Genomic DNA, 22,725 nt, shown 5'->3' with positions numbered 1-22,725 from the left:
CGGCAATTAAGTTTAGTTTACCCGGATAACTTTTTTTATAATATTTCCGCTTTTTGGAGATAGCTCATCGGGCTGACTGCCGCCAACAGCTAATGTAATACTGCCTTTGTAAAATTGTCTTGAGCCATTCTGACCGATATAAGCCAGATCATTTGCTTTTAAGCTGAATTTAACCAGTTTACTTTCTCCTGGTTCAAGGCTAATGCGCTTAAAACCTTTCAGGGCCTTTGCCGCTGATTTGATGGATTCTTGGTTGTTAAGTTGATACAACTGAACCACCTCATCACTTCTAAACTTTCCTTTATTGCTCACCCAGACCGATACCTCTGTGCCTTTGCCAGCTTTTAATGCCGCAGGAGCAACAAATTTTTCATATAAAAAAGAAGAATAGCTAAGCCCGTAACCAAATCCATAAAGTGGTTTGCCTTTAAAATACCGGTAAGTCCTGTTATTCATGCTATAATCGCTAAAATCCCCAAGGTCCTTATCACTTGCATAAAAGGTTACAGGCAATCTCCCGGAAGGGCTGTAGTCTCCAAAAAGAATATCAGCCACTGCTTCACCTGTAGCCTGCCCGCCATACCATGCATTCAGAATAGCCGGAATGTTTTCGGCTTCCCATGGTATCGCAATGGCGCTACCAGTCATCATCACAAAAACGACCGGTTTTCCACTTTCTTTCAGGGATTTCATTAATGCGGTCTGAGCTGCAGGCAACATAATTGATGTTCTGTCCCCACCGCTGAATCCCGGATAATCCACCCTCATTTCCTCGCCTTCTAGCTGCGGAGAAATCCCGCCAACAAATACGAAAGCGTCAGCTTCTGCATGGGTTTTAACAAGCGCTTTGAAATCAGTTCTGACATAAGTGCCCGCCCTTAAACGGACGTTTGCACTTCCCTCGCCCTGCCAGTATTCTATAACCAGATTGTAAACTGAATCTTTTGATGTTTCTAACTTATAAGTTTTAGCGCCCCAACGGTTTCTTGACCATGCGTCAATTACATTTTTGCCGTTAATGATAAAACGGTACCCATCATCAGCATTCAATTCGAAGGTGATGGAGCCAGTGGATGTGGGCTTGAATGTGGTGCTGTATCTGGCAGAAAAATTATTAGCTGTTAATTTATCGGCAATTTTTTCGCCTTCCTGCCAGCTGTTTTAAAGTTTGGGCTCCGTCCTGGTTAGCACCGGGCTCCCTTCCAATGAAATGTTGCTAAAATATTCTGACTTAAAGCCCTGAACACCGTCAATTTTGTATTCGCTATTTAAATCCAGGTAACTTAACAGCGTATCATTGGTGAAAGAAACAGCCTGCTGATAAACAACCTCGGTCTGCTGACCAACTTTATCCCGGATGCCTTGTAAAACAGTGGTGATTTTTGAAGGAATGCCATTATAATTTCCCAGTACAGAAATTGAGTTATCTGCATTAGGACCCAATACAACGATTTTTTTGAGATTCTTTTTTAAAGGCAGCGTATGTGATTCATTTCTGAGTAATACCATCGATTCTCGCGCCATTTTAAGTGCATGTGCCTTATGCTCGCTATTTTCCAGCACACTGCTCGGGGTATTGGCGTATTTAACCATCGAGGATGGATCGAACATACCCAGTCTGAAACGGATCATAAATAACCTTTTCACCGAAACATCAATGTCTTTTTCTTTAATTATTCCTGTTTTTACAGCAGTAATCAAAGCTTTATAGGCCTCTGTACCACAGTCCAGGTCAGTTCCGTGAAAAACTGCATCCGCGGCAGCCGATGCCGCATTTGGATGTGTTTTATGGTTTTTGTAAAAGTCATCTATGGCCCAGCAGTCGGAGGTTACATAGCCCTTAAAGTTCCATTTCCTGCGCAGAATGTCAGTCATTAGAAGATCATTTGCGCAACAAGGCTGGCCTTGAAAAGCGTTATATGCACACATTACACCCGCAACTTTAGATTGTGTAACCAGCTTTTCAAATGCCGGTAAATAGGTATCCCAGAGATCAAAATCGCTTACCGTAGTATTAAACACGTGTCGAAGTGGTTCCGGACCGCTATGTACCGCATAATGCTTCGCACAAGCGGCAGCCTTAAGGTACTTTGGGTCATCACCTTGCAAACCCCTTACAAAAGCATCTCCCAGGGTACCTGTCAGGTAAGGGTCTTCACCGTAGGTTTCCTGGCCTCTTCCCCAGCGTGGATCCCGAAAGATATTGATGTTTGGCGTCCAGTAGGTTAAGCCCAGATAGCGTTCATTTGTTCTTCCCTGCGCTAGTGCCTTATTGTAAATAGCCCTTCCTTCTAAAGCCGAATAATCTGCCATTTTATAAAGCGCAGAAGGATCGAAGGTTGCAGCCATGGCAATTGCCTGAGGATAAACGGTCACTTTAAAAGGTGTTCTCGCCACTCCGTGTAACGTTTCATTCCACCAATCGTAGGCAGGAATCTTAAAGCGCGGAATCGCCGGTGCAGCATTAAGCATTTGCATCACCTTTTCTTCCAGGCTAAGCCTTGAAACCAAATCATCTACTCTTTTTTCAAATGGAAGTTTGTAGTCTTGAAAAGGATACTCCTGAGCCTTAACCAAGCTGCATAAATTGCATAAAAGGATAGCAAGAAATAATTTTTTAAAGTAGTTGTGTTTTCTCATAATTTGGCTTCTAAAAAATTCATTGATAAGAATTTTCTTTATATCTGTTCGCTTTACAGATAAGGAAGATTTCAATGATTTGGATAGATTTATTTGGTTAATATTATTGTGAATAGACTGGGGGCCTGTTTAAAATTAAATAAAATTTATTTCGTATGTCAGTCTGAGCGTAGTAGAAGACCATTTCGACGCATAAATAAAGGCGCTAAAAGCTTTTTAACGGGTTCGATGCTAATTTTAAAACGAGGTTTTAGTGAATACTTATTCTGTGAATGTAAGGTAAATGTATTCATTAGAATTTTATCACCTCAAAAAATGCTTTTTTAGGCATTAGATTTTTATCAAATAACAGGGGGTAGTTCTTAGGTCCGCGATTGTCCAGCCAGCTGTACCGATCTGATAAATTCCAGAAAGTGACCCCCGTAATGTTGGCTTTGTATTTGCGCAACACTTCAAAAATCATTTTATACTGGCTAAGTTGCTTTTCTTCCATTTCCGGAGTGAATGGTTCAACCTCGCTGCTTGCGTTGCCCTTGATTAACCGTCCGCCCTGGTTACCACTATAAACCGATACATCAAGCTCGGTGATTTGAACTTTAAGTCCAAGCGACGAAAATAGTGCAATGGATTTTTCAAGTTCAGAACGACTTGGATTATTTACAGACCAGTGTCCCTGGAGGCCAACGCCATGTATTGGCACACCCTTAGCCAGCAGGCCTTTAAGCATCCTGTAAATTTTATCCCGTTTTGATGGTTGTTCGGTATTGTAATCGTTGTAAAAAGTTGTGCCTTCGGATCTGCCTGGTGGGCATACCTGAAAGACATTTCTACAAAATCTTCACCTGCGATCTGGTATAGCGGTGACTTTCTGAAGTAAGCGGAATCATCTGCAATGACTTCATTTACTACGTCCCAGGCGTAAATATCTTTCTTATACCGGTTTACTACTGTATTGATATGCTCCTGGAGCCTTTTTAATAAAATTTCCTTCGAAACCATATTTCCATCTTCGCCTTTAAATAACCAGTTTGGTGTTTGCTTGTGCCACACCAGGCAATGGCCACGTAACTTTAAACCATTAATCCTGGCGAAAGCGGCCACAGAATCTGCAATTTTCCAGTTATAGGTATTTTCCATGGGATGAATAGGACCCATTTTCATTGCATTTTCAGATGTGATGCTGTTGAAATGGTTGAGAATCAAATTCCGTTTATCTCCACTAAGATCCCATGGCGTAACGGCTACACCTATAGGAAAATATTTTCGGTAGTGGTCTTTCAATCCTTTGGCATTAGTTTCCTGGCTTTTATAGGCGCTAAAAACTATTCCGCTAATAAGAAGTAACACGGCCAGGCGGGGGATGATATTCGGTTTTCTCATATTTGATCAGGCAAGACTATAAGGTTGCAAAATCGTATGTTTTTTATGCTGATCAGGCTTCTTATCGTCAATTTTATGAAACAAATGTCATGTAATGGATTTATGACAAACCTTTGCAAGGCTTTGTTGGCCATTTATGCAGATGTTCTTTGTCGCAATGTTGCTTTTTTGAACATCTGTAGTTATTGTTTTAACAAATATGACAGCTGGTCTATATACTTAGGTCTAAATTTACCCGGTTTTTTTCTGCAACGTTGCAGGGACGAAATCGATTTGCCATTCAACCAAATATAAATGCATACAACTAAATTTCATATTGCCATCTTTACTACTGCTGTTTTAGCAGCTTTTTCCAGTTGTGGAAGTTACAACAAGGCTAAGAGAAATAACCCCGGCTTGAAAGATTATTATCAGTCTTACTTCAATATTGGAGTTGCGGTTTCGGCCCAAACCATAAAAGGAGAGCAGGGGGCGCTGCTTTTAAAAGAATTTAACAGTGTAACGCCCGAGAACGCGATGAAAATGCAACCCATTCATCCTCGCGAGGATGTTTATAATTGGGCCGAGGCCGATGCACTGGTTAATTTTGCGCTTAGTAACCGGCTCAAAATAAGGGGACATACTTTGTGCTGGCATGAGCAGGCGCCAGCCTGGATTTTTAAGAATAGTTCAGGAGGACGGGTTGATAAAGCATTGTTGCTTAAACGGCTTAAAGACCATATCACAAACGTTGTGGGAAGGTACAAGGGACGGGTGTACGCCTGGGATGTGGTTAATGAAGTTATTGGTGATGAAGATGATCAATATTTGAGACCTTCATTATGGACAGAGATCTGTGGGGATGAGTTTATAGCCAAGGCGTTCGAATATGCACATGAGGCTGATCCTGATGCATTGCTTTTTTATAATGACTATAACTCGGAACGACCTGCAAAAAGAGCAAAAATCTATAAAATGCTAAAAAAACTGGTTGATAATAAGGTGCCTATTGATGGGGTAGGCTTACAGGGGCATTGGTCTATTTTTGAGCCTGGCGACACCGAGTTAAGGGAATCTTTAAAATTATATGCTTCTCTTGGCTTGCAAATTCAGATTACAGAACTGGATATGTCTATCTATAAATGGGAGAAAAATTTAAGAGCCAAGAAACCCGGTGAGTCCGACAGCCTGACAGCATCGCTTGAAAAAAGCAAAGTGATAGGTACGCAAAGGTTTTTTCTATTTTCAGGGAATTTAAAAAGGACATCAGCAGTGTAACTTTCTGGAATCTTTCAGATCGCTCTACATGGCTTGATCAATATCCCGTACCCGGAAGGAAAAACTATCCACTGCTCTTTGATAAAAATCTGCAAAGAAAAAAGCTTACCGTGGTGTCGTTAATTTTAGTAAATAATCGGTTTTATCTAAAAAATGAAGAAAATACGCCGTTCAAGCAGTTAGGTTGCGCTGAACTAGATTAGTTTTTTTATCTTACCACCATTAAACCAAATAGACCATGTATCCAAACAATTTTGAATCTTCCTCAGATTGTAGCTCATTTTGTGGCCATCCGGCGCCTTTGAAGTTAAAATTTTATTAATACAGCAAAATATTAAGTGATGCTCAAAGGGTCTGCATATCTATCGTTAGTTCTATTCATTTACGTGCTTTTTAGTGCTGTAAATGCTGTGGCACAACCGAAACCGCAACAGCCTGAATTGCGTTTCACCGCGCTCACCTCTAAAAATGGATTATCTTCTAATAATGTAACCGTAATTTTCAAAGACAGATATGGCTTGATGTGGTTTGGCACTGAAGACGGATTAAATAAATTTGATGGTACTAACTTCACAACCTACAAACGCCAGGCAAACGATTCTGCGAGTATACAGGCAAATGAGGTTAAGGCAATTTACGAAGATCGACGGGGAAATCTTTGGATTGGTACCAGCGGAGGTTCGCTTGCACTTTTTGATAGGAGAAAAAATGCGTTCATCAACTATCCTGCTTCAAATACCCCAACAGGATTCAGTCACAGCCTGATCAGATATATCACCAGTGATTATTTAGGTAAGATATGGGTGGCAACCTTTACCGGGCTTGATGTTTTTGATCCGGATACCAAAAAGGTTTCCAAGTTTCCAATAGCCGCCGGTCAATTCGGTAAACTTCCGCCGGCAATGATCAACATCCTGATGGAAGACAGCAAACACAGGATGTGGGTAGGAACGGACGATGGATTATTTCTTTTTAACCGAAAAAAACTTCTTTTACCAGAATAGGGTCTGCAGCAGATAAACCCGTGCACCTGGCAGGAACTATGGTGAAGTCTTTAGCTGAAGATGATAACGGAAATATCTGGATCGGCACCACTTCTGGCCTGAGTATGCTCAAACCGGATGGTATGGGTTTTGAGAATTATAAGCATATTCCGGGTGATCTCAACTCACTCAGCAACAATATTGTTCAAAGCATCGCCTTATCAAAAAATGGTCAATTATGGCTCGGCACTGAAGATGGTCTTAATGTTTTTGATCTCCGTACCAAAAAAGTAATGGTATACCGGCCAAATCCCCGAAACCCTTACAGCCTGCGGGGAACCAGTGTAAAATATGTGTATATAGACAGACAGGGAATATATTGGCTGGGGTTATACCGTGAGGGCATTAATAAGTTTGATAGTAACCTCAACCTTTTCAATCTGATCCGAAGTAATGTTTTCGATGTATATGGTTTAAATGCACCTGTGGTTACTGCATTTGCACATAAAGACAACACCAATATATATGTAGCTACTGAAGGGGGCGGATTGAGTATCTTCAACAGAAATACTGCCCTTTTTCATAAAGTAGACCTGAAAAAACTTGGTTTACAATCACCTGTACCCCTGATGTCGCTATTTGTCAGTTCAGCTAATAAACTTTATGTGGGTACCTTTGGCTATGGCCTGATTGTAATGGATTCAACTTTGACAAAAGCGACATCTTTTAGAAAAACAAACAACGATTCCGGCCTTAATTCAGATGAGATTTTTTGCACAACCCAGGATAAAAACGGCTTGATATGGGTGGGTACCAATGGAGGCGGGATCAATGTGATGGATTCAAATCACAAGGTAGTTTTTAGGTATACAAGCAAAGTTCAGTCACCCATAGACCGCAAACTGCCGCTTAATAATTACATCCGTTTTATTAAAGAAGACCGGTTCGCAAATATATGGGTTGGTTCTCATGGCTCAGGAGTGGCCATGATTAGTGCCAATAAGACCATTATCAAACATTATAACGAACTTAATTCCGGCCTCCAGGGTGATGTTACGCAGGCTTTTCTTGAGGATTCCAAGGGGCGGATCTGGATCGGAACGGCAGGTGGGGGCTTAAATTTGCTGGACCAAAAGTCAGGTAAATTTATAAATTTTAGTGAACGGAATGGCCTGGCTAATGCTGTTGTCGACGCCATCGTGGAAGATGACAACCATAATCTTTGGTTAAGTACCAATAAAGGGATTAGCCGTTTTGATCCTAAAACTCAAAAATTCAGCAACTATGGCATATACAATGGGGTTCAGAACAATAACTTTATCAGGGGAGCAGCCCTGAAGTGTAAAGACGGTGAAATATTCTTTGGTGGAGCAGAAGGGATGAATTATTTCAATCCTGCCGGATTCAGAAAAAATAAAAATGTTCCTTCAGTGCTTTTTACCGAGCTAAAGATTTCCAATAATTTAATTGAGGCGAGTGAAGACGGACCTATAACCGACCATATTTCTGTTGCAAAAAGAATTGATCTGGACTATAAGCAAAATTTTTCCCTGAGTTTTGTGAGTGTAAACTACACTGCGCCCGAACAAAACCGTTATAGTTATAAACTCGAAGGTTTTAATAAAGAATGGATTGATGCAGGTACGGCCAAAACCGTTTCCTATACCAATCTCGATCCCGGGGAATATGTTTTCCATGTGCGGGCGAGCAACAATGACGGTATCGGAAACACGGCAGAGTCTTCGATAAAAATAATTGTTCATCCACCGTGGTGGAGAACAATATATGCTTATGCTTTTTACCTGCTCGCTATTGCCGGTACTTTGCTTTACATTCGTCACCGGGGAATCAAAAACCTGGAGAGAAAGTTTGCGCTGGTTCAGGAGAAAACAAAAATTGAGCAGCAAATTTTGCAGGATAGAAAAGAGGCAGAGCGGCTGCATGAACTGGATTCATTAAAGATTAAATTTCTGACCAACCTTAGCCATGAGTTTCGTACGCCGCTTTCACTAATCCTGGGGCCGGTTGAGAAGCTACTTTCACAAGAGGAAGGAGATGGTAAAAATGCTTCTCTTAAAATAGTGAAGCGAAATGCCCGCCGCTTACTTAACCTGGTAAACCAAATCCTTGATTTTCGTAAAATTGAAGAAAATGAGCTCAAGATCAATAATGCGAAAGGTGAACTGGTTTCCTTTATAGCTGATGTAATAGAATCTTTCAATGATTTAAGCGAACGTAAATCCATATGTCTTTCTTTTCAAACCCAGTTTGATAGCTATCCGACTGAATTTGACCACGACAAACTGGAACGCGTTTTATTTAACCTGCTTTCTAATGCCTTCAAATTTACCCCGTCAGGCGGTACTATTACCGTTGATTTGAAAAAAATCAGCACACTAAGCAGAAAGAAGCTGTTTTAATAAGCGTTAGCGATACCGGGATTGGCATTAGCGAGGAAGAACAGCAAAAAGTATTTGAAAGATTTTTTCAGGCAGACACCGAAGTTTCTATTCTCAACCAGGGAAGTGGGATTGGACTCTCCATCATTAAAGAATTTGTCAAAATCCAGGGAGGTACTATTGATTTACAAAGCGAGGTTGGGAAAGGTACACGTTTCACGATCGCCCTGCCTTTGCCGCTACTGGACCATATTGAAAAGCTTAATCTGGATTTTTCCAGTCCGGAAATACCATTTGAAGCTCAGGAGGAGGCTTTAGAGAAAGCACTGAGCGAAACAGATGCGGAAATCCATACCATCCTTCTGGTAGAAGATAACCAGGACCTCAGAGAATATCTTCGGGATAATTTGAAGTCCAATTATCGTATTGTGGAAGCAGCTGACGGTAAGGAGGGTTGGCAAAAAACATTGGCAAACCACCCGGAAATCATCGTAAGCGATATTAGTATGCCAAATATGACGGGTATTGAATTGTGCAAAAAAATAAAAGAAGATAAAAGGACAAAACATATTCCGGTTATTTTACTAACCGCGCTCACCGGCGAACAGGAACAATTAACGGGGCTCGAAATCGGGGCTAATGACTACCTCACCAAGCCATTTAATATTGATATCCTCAATGTTAAAATCAAAAACCTTTTAGTTCTCAACCGGACCCTTAAAAATACTTATACCAAACAGATCAAGATGGAGGCAGCAGAAATTTTAGTTGAATCCCACGGTGATAAGTTACTCAAGAATATTCTGAAGTATATTGAAGACAATATCAATAATTCACAATTATCTGTTGAGGATTTAAGTAAAAATGTAGGGATGAGCCGGGGCTCGCTTTATCACAAAGTGCTGGAATTAACAGGGCTTTCGCCTGTTGAATATATACGCTCGGTAAAACTCGATAAAGCAGCTGCCTTATTGGTTAAAAGTGATTTAAATATTTCTCAGATTGCCTATCTGGTAGGTTTTGCGACACCAAACTATTTTGCCAAATCATTTAAGTTAAAATTCGGAATGCAACCTTCAGAATATTTAAATCTGCACCGTAAGCCGGACAATTCTGCTTGAAGGTAAATCCCGGAACACATTATAGGGAAACTAAAGATTTCTTATACCTTACCGCATTTTATGGGGTATCGTTTCAGTCTTTTTAATTTGCTACATATCTATTGGTGGCTAATTGAACATTAATCGCAGCATTATATTCAAACGATAAGGTAAAGTTCAGCGCTGTTGGATAGTTTTGATAATTGATAAGAATATGAGAACAAAATTAATTTTATGCTGCTTCACCTGGCTACTGGTTTTCAGTTTTTCGGTTTCTGGCAAGGTTACCTTACCACAGTTGGTATCCAGCCACATGGTGCTTCAACGCGAAACTCCCCTAACGATATGGGGCTGGGCGACGGCAAAAGAAAAAATAACGATCAGTTTTAACGGAAAAACGTATAAGGCAACCACTGATGAACAAGGCTCATGGTCAGTAAAAATGAACAAGATGAAAGCCGGCGGCCCTTTTAAGATGATTGTTAAGGGTGAGAATACGATTACGCTTGATGATATTATGCTGGGAGATGTATGGTTTTGTTCAGGGCAATCCAATATGGCCCTGCCAATGGAGCGGTTAAAAGAAGCTTATCCGCAGGTGATTGAAAAGGATCATTTTCCTTTGATCAGAAACTTTTTTGTTCCAACCAAATCAAATCTGTCTGGAGAATCGATCGATCTTCCTCCCGGCAAATGGGTTCCGGCTACTGGTGCAGGGATATTAAGTTTCGGAGGAACAAGTTATTTTTTCGCAAAAACACTCTTTCAAAAATATAACATTCCAATAGGCATCATCAATTCAAGCGTTGGAGGTACCCCGATTGAGGCCTGGATGAGTCGCGATGCATTTTTGACGAATCCCGTGCAGACGAAAAAAATAAACAATTTCAGAGATTCGGCATTTATGGCCAATTATCAAAAAGGCTTAAAGAGAAGAACTTAGCAATGCCTACAACAGTTCCTGTAGTTGATGAAGGACTTTCAGGTCCGGTAAAATGGATCGACCCGGATTTTAATGCCAGCGGCTGGCGAAAATTTTGGATGCCGGGCTACTGGGCTGATCAGGGTCTCCGGAACTTCAACGGGATTTTTTATTTCAGAAAAGAATTACAAATCCCCGCAGAAATGAGCGGACAGCAGGCTAAGCTTTACCTTGGGCCGCATCATCGATGCAGATTCCGTGTTCCTTAATGGTAAATTTATTGGCAACACTACCTATCAATATCCTCCACGCAGGTATGTTATTCCTGCCGGGCTGTTGAAAAGCGGAAAAAACATCCTGATCGTTAAAGTTGTGAGCAGCAGTGGTAAAGGCGGCTTTGTTCCAGATAAAAACTATTCCTTGCTCACTCCGGAAAAAAAGATAGACTTACGTGGGGAATGGAGTTTCGAAGTAGGTTATGCTCAGCCAAGGCAAAACCAGGGTTTCCGTGCCGGGGCCGAAATGCCATTAGTTGCGCAGAATGAACCAACCGGATTATTCAATACCATGGTTTCGCCCGCGGTACGGTTTGCAATAAAAGGTTTTCTCTGGTACCAGGGTGAATCGAATACCGGAGATCCGAAAGCATACGGACAATTGTTGCCGGCGCTTATAAAAGACTGGCGCAATAAATGGAAGCAGGGAGATTTACCGTTTATCTATGCACAGTTGCCTAATTTTATGGAAGCCAGCTATCTGCCCGAAGAAAGTAGCTGGGCAGAGTTCAGGCAAAGCCAGCTGCAGGCGCTTTCAGTACCAAACACAGGAATGGCTGTGGCCATTGATGCTGGCGAATGGAATGATATTCATCCGCTGGATAAAAAAGACGTCGGTGAACGTTTGGCACTATGGGCCTCACATTTAGCTTACCATGACCAGGAGATTATTTATTCGGGACCTATTTATAAATCAAATCATCCAAAAGGATCTGAACTGACTATAAACTTTGACCATGTAGAACCTGGGTTGATGATTAAAGGATCAGATAAACTGACCGGTTTCGCACTTGCAGGTGAGGATAAGGTTTTCTATTGGGGCCAGGCCAGGATAGTGGGAGATGCTGTTGTGCTCTCAAGTCCTTTGGTTGTAAAACCGGCCTTTGTCCGTTATGCATGGGCAGATAATCCCGATCGGGCTAATTTATACAACAAGGCAAATTTACCGGCTTCCCCTTTTGAAGCAGAAGTTGATCATTCGAGATAATCAAATGTGTACCTGAAAACTTATGCATCGAAACCTTGGACAAGCTTGCCTTTGATTGTAAATTACTGCTCTTTTTAGCCATAAAAGAACAGTGAAATTGGAGACTTCTCCCTATTTTTTTGTTTAACTGGATCTACAATATGGACAGCTTGTGTTAAATAAAATAAAAAAATTCAACCGATTGCATAAATTGAAATTCTGGCTCTTTTTACATATTTATTACCTCTTAATAAGTCAATTTCACAGGTCTTATTTGCAAAAATTTGGAGAAGTATAACTGTTCTTTTAATATCGGTTTTTTCATTCGAATGGCTGTTAATTGGTGTTTAGAAGCCGTTTCTTAGTTTGATTTTAAATTTTTAGTCTCACTGATTGTTATTTTTTACCGCACGGTTGGTCACTTAATTGCCTTGTTTTTTAGGCTGATTTTCCTGTCCCTGAAGATCAACCTAAACATTCTGGTTTGAACATTTATACTAGTAATATGCACAATTAAATCAGGAGCCGTTTATCAATGTAAATACCTTTATCACAACAATAATGAATTGGACTTAGAATTTACAGTCAGTTTTTTTGCTTGTGATTTAAATATTCGGTGGCTGATTTTCTAATTAATACTGTAAGTTTTTTCCCTGTTCATTTTTAACCATTTATAAACTATTTTATATGAGAAGTGAAATTTTACAAACTTATGTAACATCGCGCTTGAAATTTTTCAGGTGCCTACCCAAGGTTATGCTGCTAACAGCGTTGATATTTTCAGCGTTTATTGCACAGGCACAAACTGTGGTAAAAGGTAAAGTTGTTGACGAAAAAGGTATTGCAATGCCCGGTGTGGGTGTCCTTTTAAAGGGAACCAATACCAGTACGTCATCCCAGGATAATGGAAGTTTTTCTATTACCACAACGGGCGCAAACCCGGTTTTAATATTCTCTTACGTTGGTTATACCAACAAAGAAATCCCGGTGAAAGGTCAGAGCACGATAAATGTCACCCTTCAGCCAAGCGCCGCAGAACTTGAACAGGTGGTGGTTGTGGGTTACGGTACCCAACGCAAAGAGGCTGTAACGGGTTCTGTGGCATCAATTGCGGGAGAGAAAATTCGTGAAGTACCGGCTCCTAACATCGCCCAGGCCCTACAGGGCAGGTTAGCGGGTGTTGATATTTCCCAGACCTCAACCAAACCTGGTGCAACCATGCAAATCCTCATCCGCGGTCAGCGTTCGCTTTCGGCAAGTAATGAACCACTTGTGGTATTGGATGGAATTCCATTTCCCGGCTCTATTGGTGATATCAACCCTAACGATATTAAAAGCGTCGATATTTTAAAGGACGCCTCAGCAACTGCTATCTATGGCTCGAGGGGCGCCAACGGCGTAATTTTATTAACGACCAACAGGGGCCAGGTTGGAGCGCCTGCTAAAATCTCCTACAATACCTATACAGGTTTGCAAACCTTGTTTGCTAAATATCCGATGATGAACGGACCGGAATTCGTTGCACTGAGAAACGCATCAGGAAAATTCACCACCCTTGGTGCTGATGAGTCTAATGATGTGAATACCGATTGGCAGGATTTGTTTTATAACAAAAGTGCTATTATGACCAGTCATGATTTGGGTGTAACCGGAGGTTCAGCAACCAGTAACTATAGTTTTGGTGGTGGTTATTATAAAAACCAGAGTTTAATTCCTACCCAGCAGTATACCAGGTATTCGATGAAAGCATCGCTCGATCAGCAAATCGGAAAGCTTTTCCGCGTTGGATTTACCACCAATAACAATTACAATTTAAGTGAGGGCAACCAGGTTGGAGTGGGGGCTGTGCTAAGTAATAGCCCTATTTCAAATCCTTATAATGCAGATGGAAGTTTAAAACGGACCATCAGAATGCCACAGGATGAATCTTTTGTTTACACCAATGGTATTGTAAAAGATTTACATGACCAATGGCTAAATGAAACCCGTGGCTTTGCCACTTATAATTCATTTTATGGTGAGGTTAAAATTCCCGGAGTTGAAGGCTTGAAATACCGTGCGAACCTTGGTCTGGATTTTATCCAAAGCAATAACGGTAACTTCACCGGTGTTGGGATAGGCAATACCACAGCCACAACAGTTTCAACAGCAGGAGTAGGTAATTCCCAAACCTATCACTGGACGCTTGAGAATTTAATTACCTATGACCGCAGTTTTGGAAAACATAGTTTTAATGCCGTTGCTTTATATTCGGCAGAACAAAATAAATTCAATTCTTCCAACATGACTGCCAAAGATATCCCTTCTGATGCCTTCCAGTTTTATAATCTTGGACAGGCAAATGGTGAGATAGCAATTGGCAGTGGTACTCCTCAAAATCCGCTCTATACCCTAACCGGGCTGGTTTCCTACATGGGAAGGATTATGTATGCCTACGACAACAGGTTTCTGTTAAGCGCAACAATCCGCTCAGATGGATCCTCGCGTTTGGCGCCTGGACACAAATGGCATACTTACCCAGCCGTTTCTGTGGGATGGAACCTGATGAATGAATCTTTCATGAAAGGCATTACCGCTGTCGATAAATTAAAAATCCGTGTAGGTTATGGTCAGACTTCCAATCAGGCGGTTGCCCCGTATCAAACACTGGGTCTGCTCAATTCCCGTCCATATAATTTCGGTAACAGCACATACGCAACCGGTTATTATGTATCCCAGCTTCCAAGCCCGGGATTGGGTTGGGAATACTCGGAGACCTGGAATTATGGTTTAGATTTTTCAATTTTGAAAAACCGCATCTCAGGTACTTTTGAATACTATGATACCAAAACTAAAGACATCTTACTTAATGTTGCATTACCTTCAACAGCCGGAGTAGGTAGTTATACTGCAAATATCGGTCAAACCCAAAATAAAGGATGGGAATTGAGTGTTAATGGCGTAATCCTCGAAAATCAGGGTGGCTGGACATGGGATTTAGGTTTCAATATTTCTGCAAACCGAAATAAACTTACGGCATTGGCTTCAGGGCAGGACCGTGATGAAGGAAATGCATGGTTTGTGGGACATAATATCAATGCGATATATGACTACGAGAAAATTGGGCTATGGCAGGCGGGAGACCCATATTTAAATGTGCTGGAACCTGGTGGCAATGTGGGTATGATCAAAGTTAAATATACCGGAGACTACGATGCAAATGGCGTTCCGACAAGGCCTATCGGAGCTGCAGACAGACAAATTATTGATATTGATCCTAAATTTACAGGTGGATTCAATAGCAGGGTTGCTTACAAGGGATTTGATTTAAATGTTGTTGGTGTTTTCAAAAGCGGCGGGACATTAGTGAGCACATTATATAGTTCGGCGGGTTACCTTAATTTGTTAACAGGCCGTAGAAACAATGTTAAGGTAGATTACTGGACGCCTGAAAATACGGATGCAAAATATCCTAAGCCAGGTGGTATTGCCAGCGGTGATAATCCTAAGTACGGAAGTACACTGGGCTTTTTTGATGCTTCATTCCTGAAAATAAGAACCATTTCTCTGGGTTATGACTTTAACAGGGATTTGATTAAAAATTCCAACGTAAGGCTGCGTATGTATCTAACGGTGCAAAATCCGTTTGTCATGTTCTCTCCTTACCACAGAGAGTCTGGTATGGATCCGGAAACCAATTCGTATGGAGATGAAAACCAGGCGGTGAACTCTTACCAGAGACGAATCTTAACTATTGGAACTAACACACCTTCAACGCGAAATTATGTTGCAGGTCTAAATTTAACATTTTAGAATACTATTATGAAAAATATACAATTAAAAGCCGTCGTAGCGATTTGGTTACTGATGGTCATCTTTTCAGGCTGTTCCAAAATTCTGGAAGAAGAACCGCGCAGCATCTTTACGCCTGATTATTTTAAAACAGTAGCTGGCGTAAACGGTGGACTAACTTCTATGTATGCACACTTGCGAAACATGTATGGTCAGTCATATTTCTATAATTCTTTGATCACCGGTACCGATGAGGCCACCTGGGGTAAGGATGCAGATGGAAACTTTAAAGATATGGACTGCTCAGGAGTAGGATCTATTTTATCAACCAGTTATCCGAGCAGTGTATTGTGGAGTGAGGCATTCCCAAATATTAACAATGCCAGTGGTATTATCGAAAATGCCAGTGGTGCAGGTATATCAAATGCCCTTGTGGCCGAGGCCAGGTTCTTCCGTGCTTTTGATTATTTTCTTTTGGTGCAAACTTTCGGTGGGGTTCCGCTCGACCTGGGCGCCGGGGAATTAAAATTTAATACCAATCCGGTTAGAACTTCAGTAAGAAATACGGTGCCTGTGGTTTATACGAAAGGCGTATTTCCAGATCTTATTAAAGCGGTAGCAGACCTTCCTGCAGCAGGAAGAGTTACCGGCGGCGTAACCAAGGTAGCTGCACAGCTATTTTTATCAAAAGCCTATTTAACATACGCCTGGTGGTTACAAAACCCTAATAATATTCCAACTTATCCGGCGTCTGCAAGGACTGACCCGGATGGACACGATGCGAACTGGTATTTTCAGCAGGCTTACGATATTGCAACTGCTGCAATTGAAAACCCTAGCACATTTGGGTTGATGGATACCTATTATGATGTGAACTGGGCAGTAAATGACCGTAATAAGGAAATGCTTTTATATGCTGATCATACGCAGACAAGCGAGAAATACAATGGCTCGAGCTTAACATTTGGAAGCGGCGGTGCACCTGATAATTTCGCTGGCTGGATGATGACCTGGAACTATACGAATATTCGTAGCGGAGGCATCAGCTCTGTTCAACGTGAAGCCGAGCAGCATTTAGGTCGTCCGTGGAACCGTATGGCACCAACCATTGAAGTGTTGAAAAACACCTTCGCTGATAAAACCCTGGATTCGAGGTATGATGGTACTTTCACTACGGTTTACAGAGGCAACTGGCCTAAGGGATATAACCCACCTTCAAGTGCGCCAGCATCATTGGTGAATGCCAATAACCTGTCCATTGTGCCAGGAGATGCAGCGTTAACCTTCCTGGATTCTGATAATCCGGCAGTTGTTTATCCTACCGGAGCTGGAATAAGTAATGTTGGAGCTGGCACTCTTCCTGGAAGAGCTGACTATGTAATCTCACCGGGAGGAATCAGCAGGATCGTTTATCCGGGTCTTTGGAAACTGGGTCCTTATCGTACCGATAATGGCACAGGACTGGGACAACCGAATGCGGGTAGTACACGTCCTTTTCCGGTAGCTAAATTTTCTGAGCTTTACTTCGTTGCAGCAGAAGCAGCGGTAAAAGGAGCAACAATAAAAGCCGGTAAAAGCGCCCGCGAACTCATCAATGTGATTCGAGCAAGAGCTGGTAAATGGCGCTTTGATAACAATGGAAATGTGGCTAAAGTTGCAGATAATAGTGCGGCAATGGTTGCGGCTACTCCGGCTACAATAGATATTAATTATATTTTGGCAGAACGCTCAAGAGAATATTATGCTGAAGGCTACCGTAGGTATGACCTGATCCGTACCCAAAAATGGGCTGAGCTTTCTTCTACCTATACCATTGCCGGAATCAACTATGGCGATCACACGCCAACAACGGTAACGCGTACCATCACACCAGCGTTATATCTACGTCCTATACCTCAGGCACAAATAGATGGAATGCAGATGAGTGCAGATGAAAAAAGGCTTACCAGAATCCTGGTTATTAAAAAATACTTTGGTTTAGTTGGGTGGGCGGCGTCAATTGATGCCGCTCATTCTTTTTTATAAAAACGCCTGGCTTTTCTCGCAGCCAAAAGATTTTCGGGTGAATGAAATCATTATAATTTGATTCCTGTACTTAACTGATCTTTTCATTCAGGCATTCAGCCTTACGGGCTTTCGCTATCCAGAAATAAAAAAACAATAACCGACACTGCTTCCATATCTATAATACCCTTTCCCAAGCAAATAGCTATAAATCAAAACTTAATTTATTCCCTAATGCAAGTTAATTCTTTAAAAAAAGCCAGATTTTCTTATCGCTCCTTATCCTTTTCACTTTTTGGGTTGATTATACTAAAGCGCAGACAAGTTTGGGGTTGGAAAAACAATTTATTCGTGATACCAGAAGTAATAAAGAAGATGTTGCACTGATAGAAAAAGGAAGAGCGGCGAATATTTTTTATGATACGAATGATTATAAAGGCGTTATAAGGGCAATTGGCGATTTAGGTCATGACTTTTTCAGTGTGTCGGGTATAAAGCCTGAATTGAAAAGCGTTGAGCCTTCGGAGAAAGATGTTATTCTCATCGGAACCCTGGGTAAAAACAAACTTATCGATCAGCTCATCAACACAGGAAAGCTGAGTAAATCCACCATTTCCGGCAAGTGGGAGAGTTTTATCATATCAACAGTTAAAAAACCGTTTCCTGGCGTTGATCAGGCCCTGGTTATTGCAGGGAGCGATAAACGCGGAACCATATATGGTATCTATGAATTGTCTGAACAGTTAGGCGTATCTCCATGGTACTGGTGGGCTGATGTGCCGCCAAAAACCCGGAAAAGCGCTTATGCTGTTTCCGGAAGTTACAGCTCAGGTGAACCGGCAGTGAAATACCGCGGAATATTTATTAATGATGAAGCCCCGGCAATGACCGGATGGGCAAAAGAAAAGTTTGGCGGGATGAACAGTAAGATGTACACCCGTATGTTTGAGTTGCTGCTCCGCCTGAGGGGCAATTACCTTTGGCCAGCCATGTGGGGTAATGCATTTAATGAAGATGATTCCGAAAATCCACGTCTCGCTGATGAATATGGCATTGTAATGGGCACTTCTCATCATGAACCAATGATCCGAGCGCAACAGGAATGGAAAAAGCACGGGGTTGGCGCCTGGAATTATGCCACAAACCCTCAGGGCTTAAATGCTTTCTGGCAAGAGGGGATTAAAAGAAATAAAAACTATGAAAGCCTGGTCACCATGGGGATGCGGGGAGATGGAGATGAACCAATGGTTGAAGGAGGTGATATGGCATCCAATGTTAAACTGCTGGAAAATATCATAACCGAGCAGCGCAAAATTCTTTCTGAAAATATGGAAAAGTCCGTAGAAAAGATACCACAGCTCTGGGCTTTATACAAAGAAGTAAAAGATTATTACGATTTCGGAATGAAAGTTCCGGATGACATTACCCTGTTGTGGGCTGATGATAACTGGGGCAACTTAAGGCATTTGCCCACGGCCCGGGAGCGTAGTCGGACCGGGGGATCCGGAATATATTATCATTTTGATTATGTTGGTGCGCCCAGAAATTATAAATGGCTTAATACCACCTCCCTGCCAAAAGTTTGGGAGCAGATGAATTTAGCCTACAATTATGGCGCCGACCGTATTTGGGTAGTCAATGTGGGTGATCTGAAACCAATGGAGATTCCGATAGAGTTCTTTTTACGGATGGCATGGAACCCCAAAGCGATGAGCCGGGAAAAGCTGCCAGGTTTTCTGCTGCACTGGGCAACACGTGAATTTGGATCTGACCAGGCGAAAGAAATTGCAGGTTTGGTGCGCTTGTACTCTAAATATACAACCAGGCGCAAACCTGAGCTGCTGGGGCCAGAAACTTTTAGTCTGGTAAACTTTAGTGAAGCGCAGCGCGTTGCCAGGGAATGGAGCGCATTAAGCGAAAGGGCAGAGCAGGTGAATAATAAATTGCCACAACAATATAAAGATGCGTTCTATCAATTGGTTCGTTATCCGATACAGGCGATGAAAACGGTGACGGATTTATATATTGCTGTTGGAAAAAACAGGCTGTATTTTAAGCAGGGAAGGGCTGCCACAAACCTTCAGCGTAACCTTGCTCTCGATCTTTTTAAACAGGATCAGCAGCTTAGTGATGAATATAATCTTAAAATGGCAGGGGGTAAGTGGAATCACATGATGGATCAGGTCAGGATTGGTTATACGAGCTGGAACGATCCAAAGAAAAATATCATGCCCAAAACAGAAGAAATCGAGGTGCCTTCAAAATCAGGCTTCGGGGTAGCTGTTGATGGTTCATCCGCTAGCTGGCCATCAAATGCTCCGGCGCCTACGCTTCCGCGATTCGAATCTTTAAATAAATTTCAGTCCTACTTTGAAGTTTTTGCAAAAGGATCCGCTCCAGTCAATTTCGAACTGGAATCCGATAACTGGATTCGTTTGAAAAAGGAAAGTGTTCCCGGAACAAATGACTACAGGGTACTGGTGGATATTGACTGGGCGAAACTAAGCGGTGGAAAGCATCAGGGTAAAATCCAAGTATCAGACGACTCGACGGTGGTGGTGATTAAAGTTGAAGCCAGCAAGGCAACACCTAAGCAATTGGCTGAAGCAAAAGGAAGCTTTGCAAGTTTAGGTGCACCAATTGCATTTGAGGCTTTTCAGGCAAGTAAAAAGGTAAGCAGAAATGGTGTAAGCTGGGAAGCTATACCCGGTTATGGAAGAGGAGATGCAGGGATGTCGATTTTTCCTGTCACTTCAGCTTCGTTGGGTAAGCCTGGTAACCCAACATTAGCATATCCTGTTTTCTTTTCTGAAAGCGGGGAGGTTAAAATTGATCTTGTGGTGGGGCCTACTGTAAATTTCTCCCCGGAAGGATTAAGGGTGGGGATTTCGGTAGATGGTGCGGCCCCTCAAATCCTGACCATTATAGCCAGGCCTAGTGCTTCAGGGTCTGATGCAAGTTGGGCAAACGCGGTCAGGGATAATGCAAGAACGCTTACTTCTTCACATTTCTTTAAAGTTCCAGGCAGGCATACCTTAAAAATATGGATGGTTGATCCGGCAGTAGTGCTGGAAAAAATAATAATATATAACGGGAAACTTCCGGCTAGTTATTTGGGCCCGCAAGAAAATAAGCTTATTCAATAGCAATTATAACCATGCAATTACATCAGTTAAACATTGGCATCAACCTTTTAATGAATTGAGAAATATGAAACTTAAGTTCCTGAGCTTATTCACTTTTACTTTATTTTTACTCCAGCATACACTGGCCCGGCAGCTCACGGCGCCCCCTTTGGCGGGTCTGCCTCAATATATTACTACGGTTGCAGCAAAAAAATCTTTTAAAATCGCAGCCAACAAAGTAACGGCCAGAATATATGTGGATCCTCAGGACTGGGAAGGCGTAATTAGGGGGGCAAATGATCTCTCTGCAGATATTGAACGGGTAACAGGCCTAAAGGCTGCTGTTTATTCACAGGTAAATCCAGTAATAAAAAGCATCCTTATTGGCACGATTGGAAAAAGTAGAATCATAGATAAACTAATTGCGGAAAAGAAGCTTAATGTATCAGCCGTAAAAGGAAAGTGGGAGTCTTTTGTCATTCAGACCATTGATGGTGATCTCATCATTGCAGGCAGCGATAAAAGAGGTACACTGTACGGAATTTACGATATTTCTGAGAAGATCGGAGTTTCTCCATGGTATTGGTGGGCAGACGTACCGGTAAAAAAGAGTTCTGCACTTTTTCTGAAAGCAGGACGATATGTTCAGCAATCACCAAAAGTCAAGTATAGAGGGATTTTTATAAACGATGAATGGCCTTCAATGGGTGGGTGGACGAGCGCTAAATTTGGGGGATTTAATAGCAAGATGTATGAAAATATGTTTGAACTCCTGCTTCGCCTGAAAGCAAACTATCTCTGGCCGGCGATGTGGAGTGCTGCCTTTCATTCCGATGATCCTGATAATTTTATTCTTGCCGATAAGATGGGAATTGTTATTGGAACATCTCATCATGAACCTATGGCCCGCCCACATCAGGAATGGGTCAAAAACAAAAACAAATATGGCAACGGAGAATGGGATTTTGAAACCAATAAAGCAGGTATTGAGCAGTTTTTTAAAGAAGGCGTTGAGCGCATCAAAACCAAGGAAGAGATCATCACCATTGGAATGAGAGGCGATGGTGATGTCGCCATGGGTAGTGGTGATGACCAGGCTAATATCAAAACGCTAAGACATGTGGTATCTGCCCAGCGGAATATAATTGGACAGGTGTATGGTAAGAACCCTGCGGAAGTACCTCAATTATGGGCTGTTTTTACTGAGGTGCAGCGCTATTATGATGCAGGTTTAAATGTTCCTGAAGATGTGATTCTGCTTTTATGTGACAATAACTGGGGGTATATCCGTAGAACCGGACCGGAGCAGGAAAAAAACGGAGTGGCGGACTTGGGCTGTATTATCATATTGATATGAATGGGGGACCCTGGAACGACCGGTGGGTAAATACCACAACAATTCCCAAATTAAGAGAACAGTTTAATTTGGCCTACCAAACCGGAATCGACAAGCTCTGGGTGGTAAATGTAGGGGACTTAAAACCAAAAGAATTGCCAATCGATTTTATTATGCGCTATGCATGGAATCCAGAGGCGCTGCCAGCGGATAAAGTGATGGATTATACAACCAGCTGGGCTGCTCAGAATTTTGGCCCCAGCTATGCTGCAGAGATTGGAGGTATTGTATCAGACTATTCTAAATATAATTTATACCGTAAGCCCGAAGTTCAGTCTACAAGAATATTTAGTGTCGTAAATTATCATGAGGCAGATTTGGAGGTGAAGAAATGGAGGGCTTTAACAAGAAAAGCAGAAGAATTGGCTTTGAAAATTTCTCCCCAATATCAGGATGCCTATGATCAGCTTGTGCGCTATCCCACTAAAGCATCGGCAGGGGTGGCAGAGATTTACCTGGCTGCTGCTAAAAATAATTTATATGCAAAACAGGGAAGAGTAACGGCC

13 protein-coding genes and 3 pseudogenes are annotated in these 22,725 nt (G+C 41.9%); 13 read left to right on the top strand and 3 right to left on the bottom strand.

Annotation, left to right across the window (positions count from 1 at the left end):
* Positions 1-12: 12 nt before the first annotated feature.
* The 3 genes and pseudogenes from ACQ86H_RS22840 to ACQ86H_RS22830 form a co-directional block, all read right to left on the bottom strand.
* Entirely contained in the window at positions 13-1,137 is a 1,125-nt protein-coding gene (locus ACQ86H_RS22840) for a glycoside hydrolase family 3 C-terminal domain-containing protein (RefSeq protein ID WP_431295456.1), read from the bottom strand.
* A gap of 24 nt (positions 1,138-1,161) precedes the next feature.
* A complete protein-coding gene (locus tag ACQ86H_RS22835; protein ID WP_431292602.1) occupies positions 1,162-2,640 on the bottom strand; it encodes a glycoside hydrolase family 3 N-terminal domain-containing protein in 1,479 nt (492 codons plus the stop codon).
* Positions 2,641-2,932: 292 nt separating this feature from the next.
* Positions 2,933-4,020 (bottom strand): annotated as a pseudogene (locus tag ACQ86H_RS22830) (endo-1,4-beta-xylanase).
* A 294-nt stretch (positions 4,021-4,314) separates the two neighbouring features.
* Here ACQ86H_RS22830 and ACQ86H_RS22825 point away from each other — a divergent pair.
* The 13 genes and pseudogenes from ACQ86H_RS22825 to ACQ86H_RS22765 form a co-directional block, all read left to right on the top strand.
* Positions 4,315-5,277, top strand: coding sequence for an endo-1,4-beta-xylanase (locus ACQ86H_RS22825; protein WP_431292601.1), 963 nt, complete (start codon positions 4,315-4,317; stop codon positions 5,275-5,277).
* A complete protein-coding gene (locus tag ACQ86H_RS22820) occupies positions 5,241-5,480 on the top strand; it encodes an endo-1,4-beta-xylanase (RefSeq protein WP_431295455.1) in 240 nt (79 codons plus the stop codon). Before ACQ86H_RS22825 ends, ACQ86H_RS22820 begins: the two co-directional genes overlap by 37 nt.
* Before the next feature lie 138 nt (positions 5,481-5,618).
* Entirely contained in the window at positions 5,619-6,281 is a 663-nt protein-coding gene (locus tag ACQ86H_RS22815; protein ID WP_431292600.1) for a ligand-binding sensor domain-containing protein, read from the top strand.
* 20 nt (positions 6,282-6,301) lie between these two features.
* Positions 6,302-8,680 carry a ligand-binding sensor domain-containing protein gene (locus ACQ86H_RS22810; protein ID WP_431292599.1) on the top strand — a complete coding sequence of 793 codons (2,379 nt, stop codon included), beginning with the start codon at positions 6,302-6,304 and terminating at the stop codon, positions 8,678-8,680.
* Positions 8,680-8,838, top strand: a pseudogene (locus ACQ86H_RS22805) (sensor histidine kinase); the annotation flags it as partial. The gene ACQ86H_RS22810 and the pseudogene ACQ86H_RS22805, both read left to right, overlap by 1 nt.
* A 54-nt stretch (positions 8,839-8,892) precedes the next feature.
* Entirely contained in the window at positions 8,893-9,780 is an 888-nt protein-coding gene (locus ACQ86H_RS22800) for a response regulator transcription factor (RefSeq protein ID WP_431292598.1), read from the top strand.
* A 193-nt stretch (positions 9,781-9,973) separates the two neighbouring features.
* The gene (locus ACQ86H_RS22795) at positions 9,974-10,702 is read left to right on the top strand and encodes a sialate O-acetylesterase (protein WP_431292597.1); all 729 of its coding nucleotides are present in this window, start codon (positions 9,974-9,976) and stop codon (positions 10,700-10,702) included.
* 2 nt (positions 10,703-10,704) lie between these two features.
* Positions 10,705-10,950, top strand: coding sequence for a hypothetical protein (locus ACQ86H_RS22790; RefSeq protein ID WP_431292596.1), 246 nt, complete (start codon positions 10,705-10,707; stop codon positions 10,948-10,950).
* The gene (locus tag ACQ86H_RS22785) at positions 10,913-11,944 is read left to right on the top strand and encodes a sialate O-acetylesterase (protein ID WP_431292595.1); all 1,032 of its coding nucleotides are present in this window, start codon (positions 10,913-10,915) and stop codon (positions 11,942-11,944) included. Before ACQ86H_RS22790 ends, ACQ86H_RS22785 begins: the two co-directional genes overlap by 38 nt.
* Before the next feature lie 666 nt (positions 11,945-12,610).
* A complete protein-coding gene (locus ACQ86H_RS22780; RefSeq protein ID WP_431292594.1) occupies positions 12,611-15,715 on the top strand; it encodes a SusC/RagA family TonB-linked outer membrane protein in 3,105 nt (1,034 codons plus the stop codon).
* Between the two features lie 9 nt (positions 15,716-15,724).
* Positions 15,725-17,719, top strand: coding sequence for a RagB/SusD family nutrient uptake outer membrane protein (locus ACQ86H_RS22775; RefSeq protein ID WP_431292593.1), 1,995 nt, complete (start codon positions 15,725-15,727; stop codon positions 17,717-17,719).
* A gap of 311 nt (positions 17,720-18,030) precedes the next feature.
* On the top strand, positions 18,031-20,844 hold the full coding sequence (locus ACQ86H_RS22770; RefSeq protein WP_431292592.1) for a glycosyl hydrolase 115 family protein: 2,814 nt from the start codon (positions 18,031-18,033) through the stop codon (positions 20,842-20,844).
* A gap of 64 nt (positions 20,845-20,908) precedes the next feature.
* Positions 20,909-22,428, top strand: a pseudogene (locus ACQ86H_RS22765) (glycosyl hydrolase 115 family protein); the annotation flags it as partial.
* Positions 22,429-22,725: the final 297 nt, after the last annotated feature.

Source organism: Pedobacter sp. P26 (assembly GCF_050632135.1).
In the GTDB taxonomy this organism is placed as follows: Bacteria; Bacteroidota; Bacteroidia; order Sphingobacteriales; family Sphingobacteriaceae; genus Pedobacter.
The sequence above is the reverse complement of the archived record's forward strand: the minus strand, read 5'-3'. Positions and strand labels throughout refer to the sequence as shown.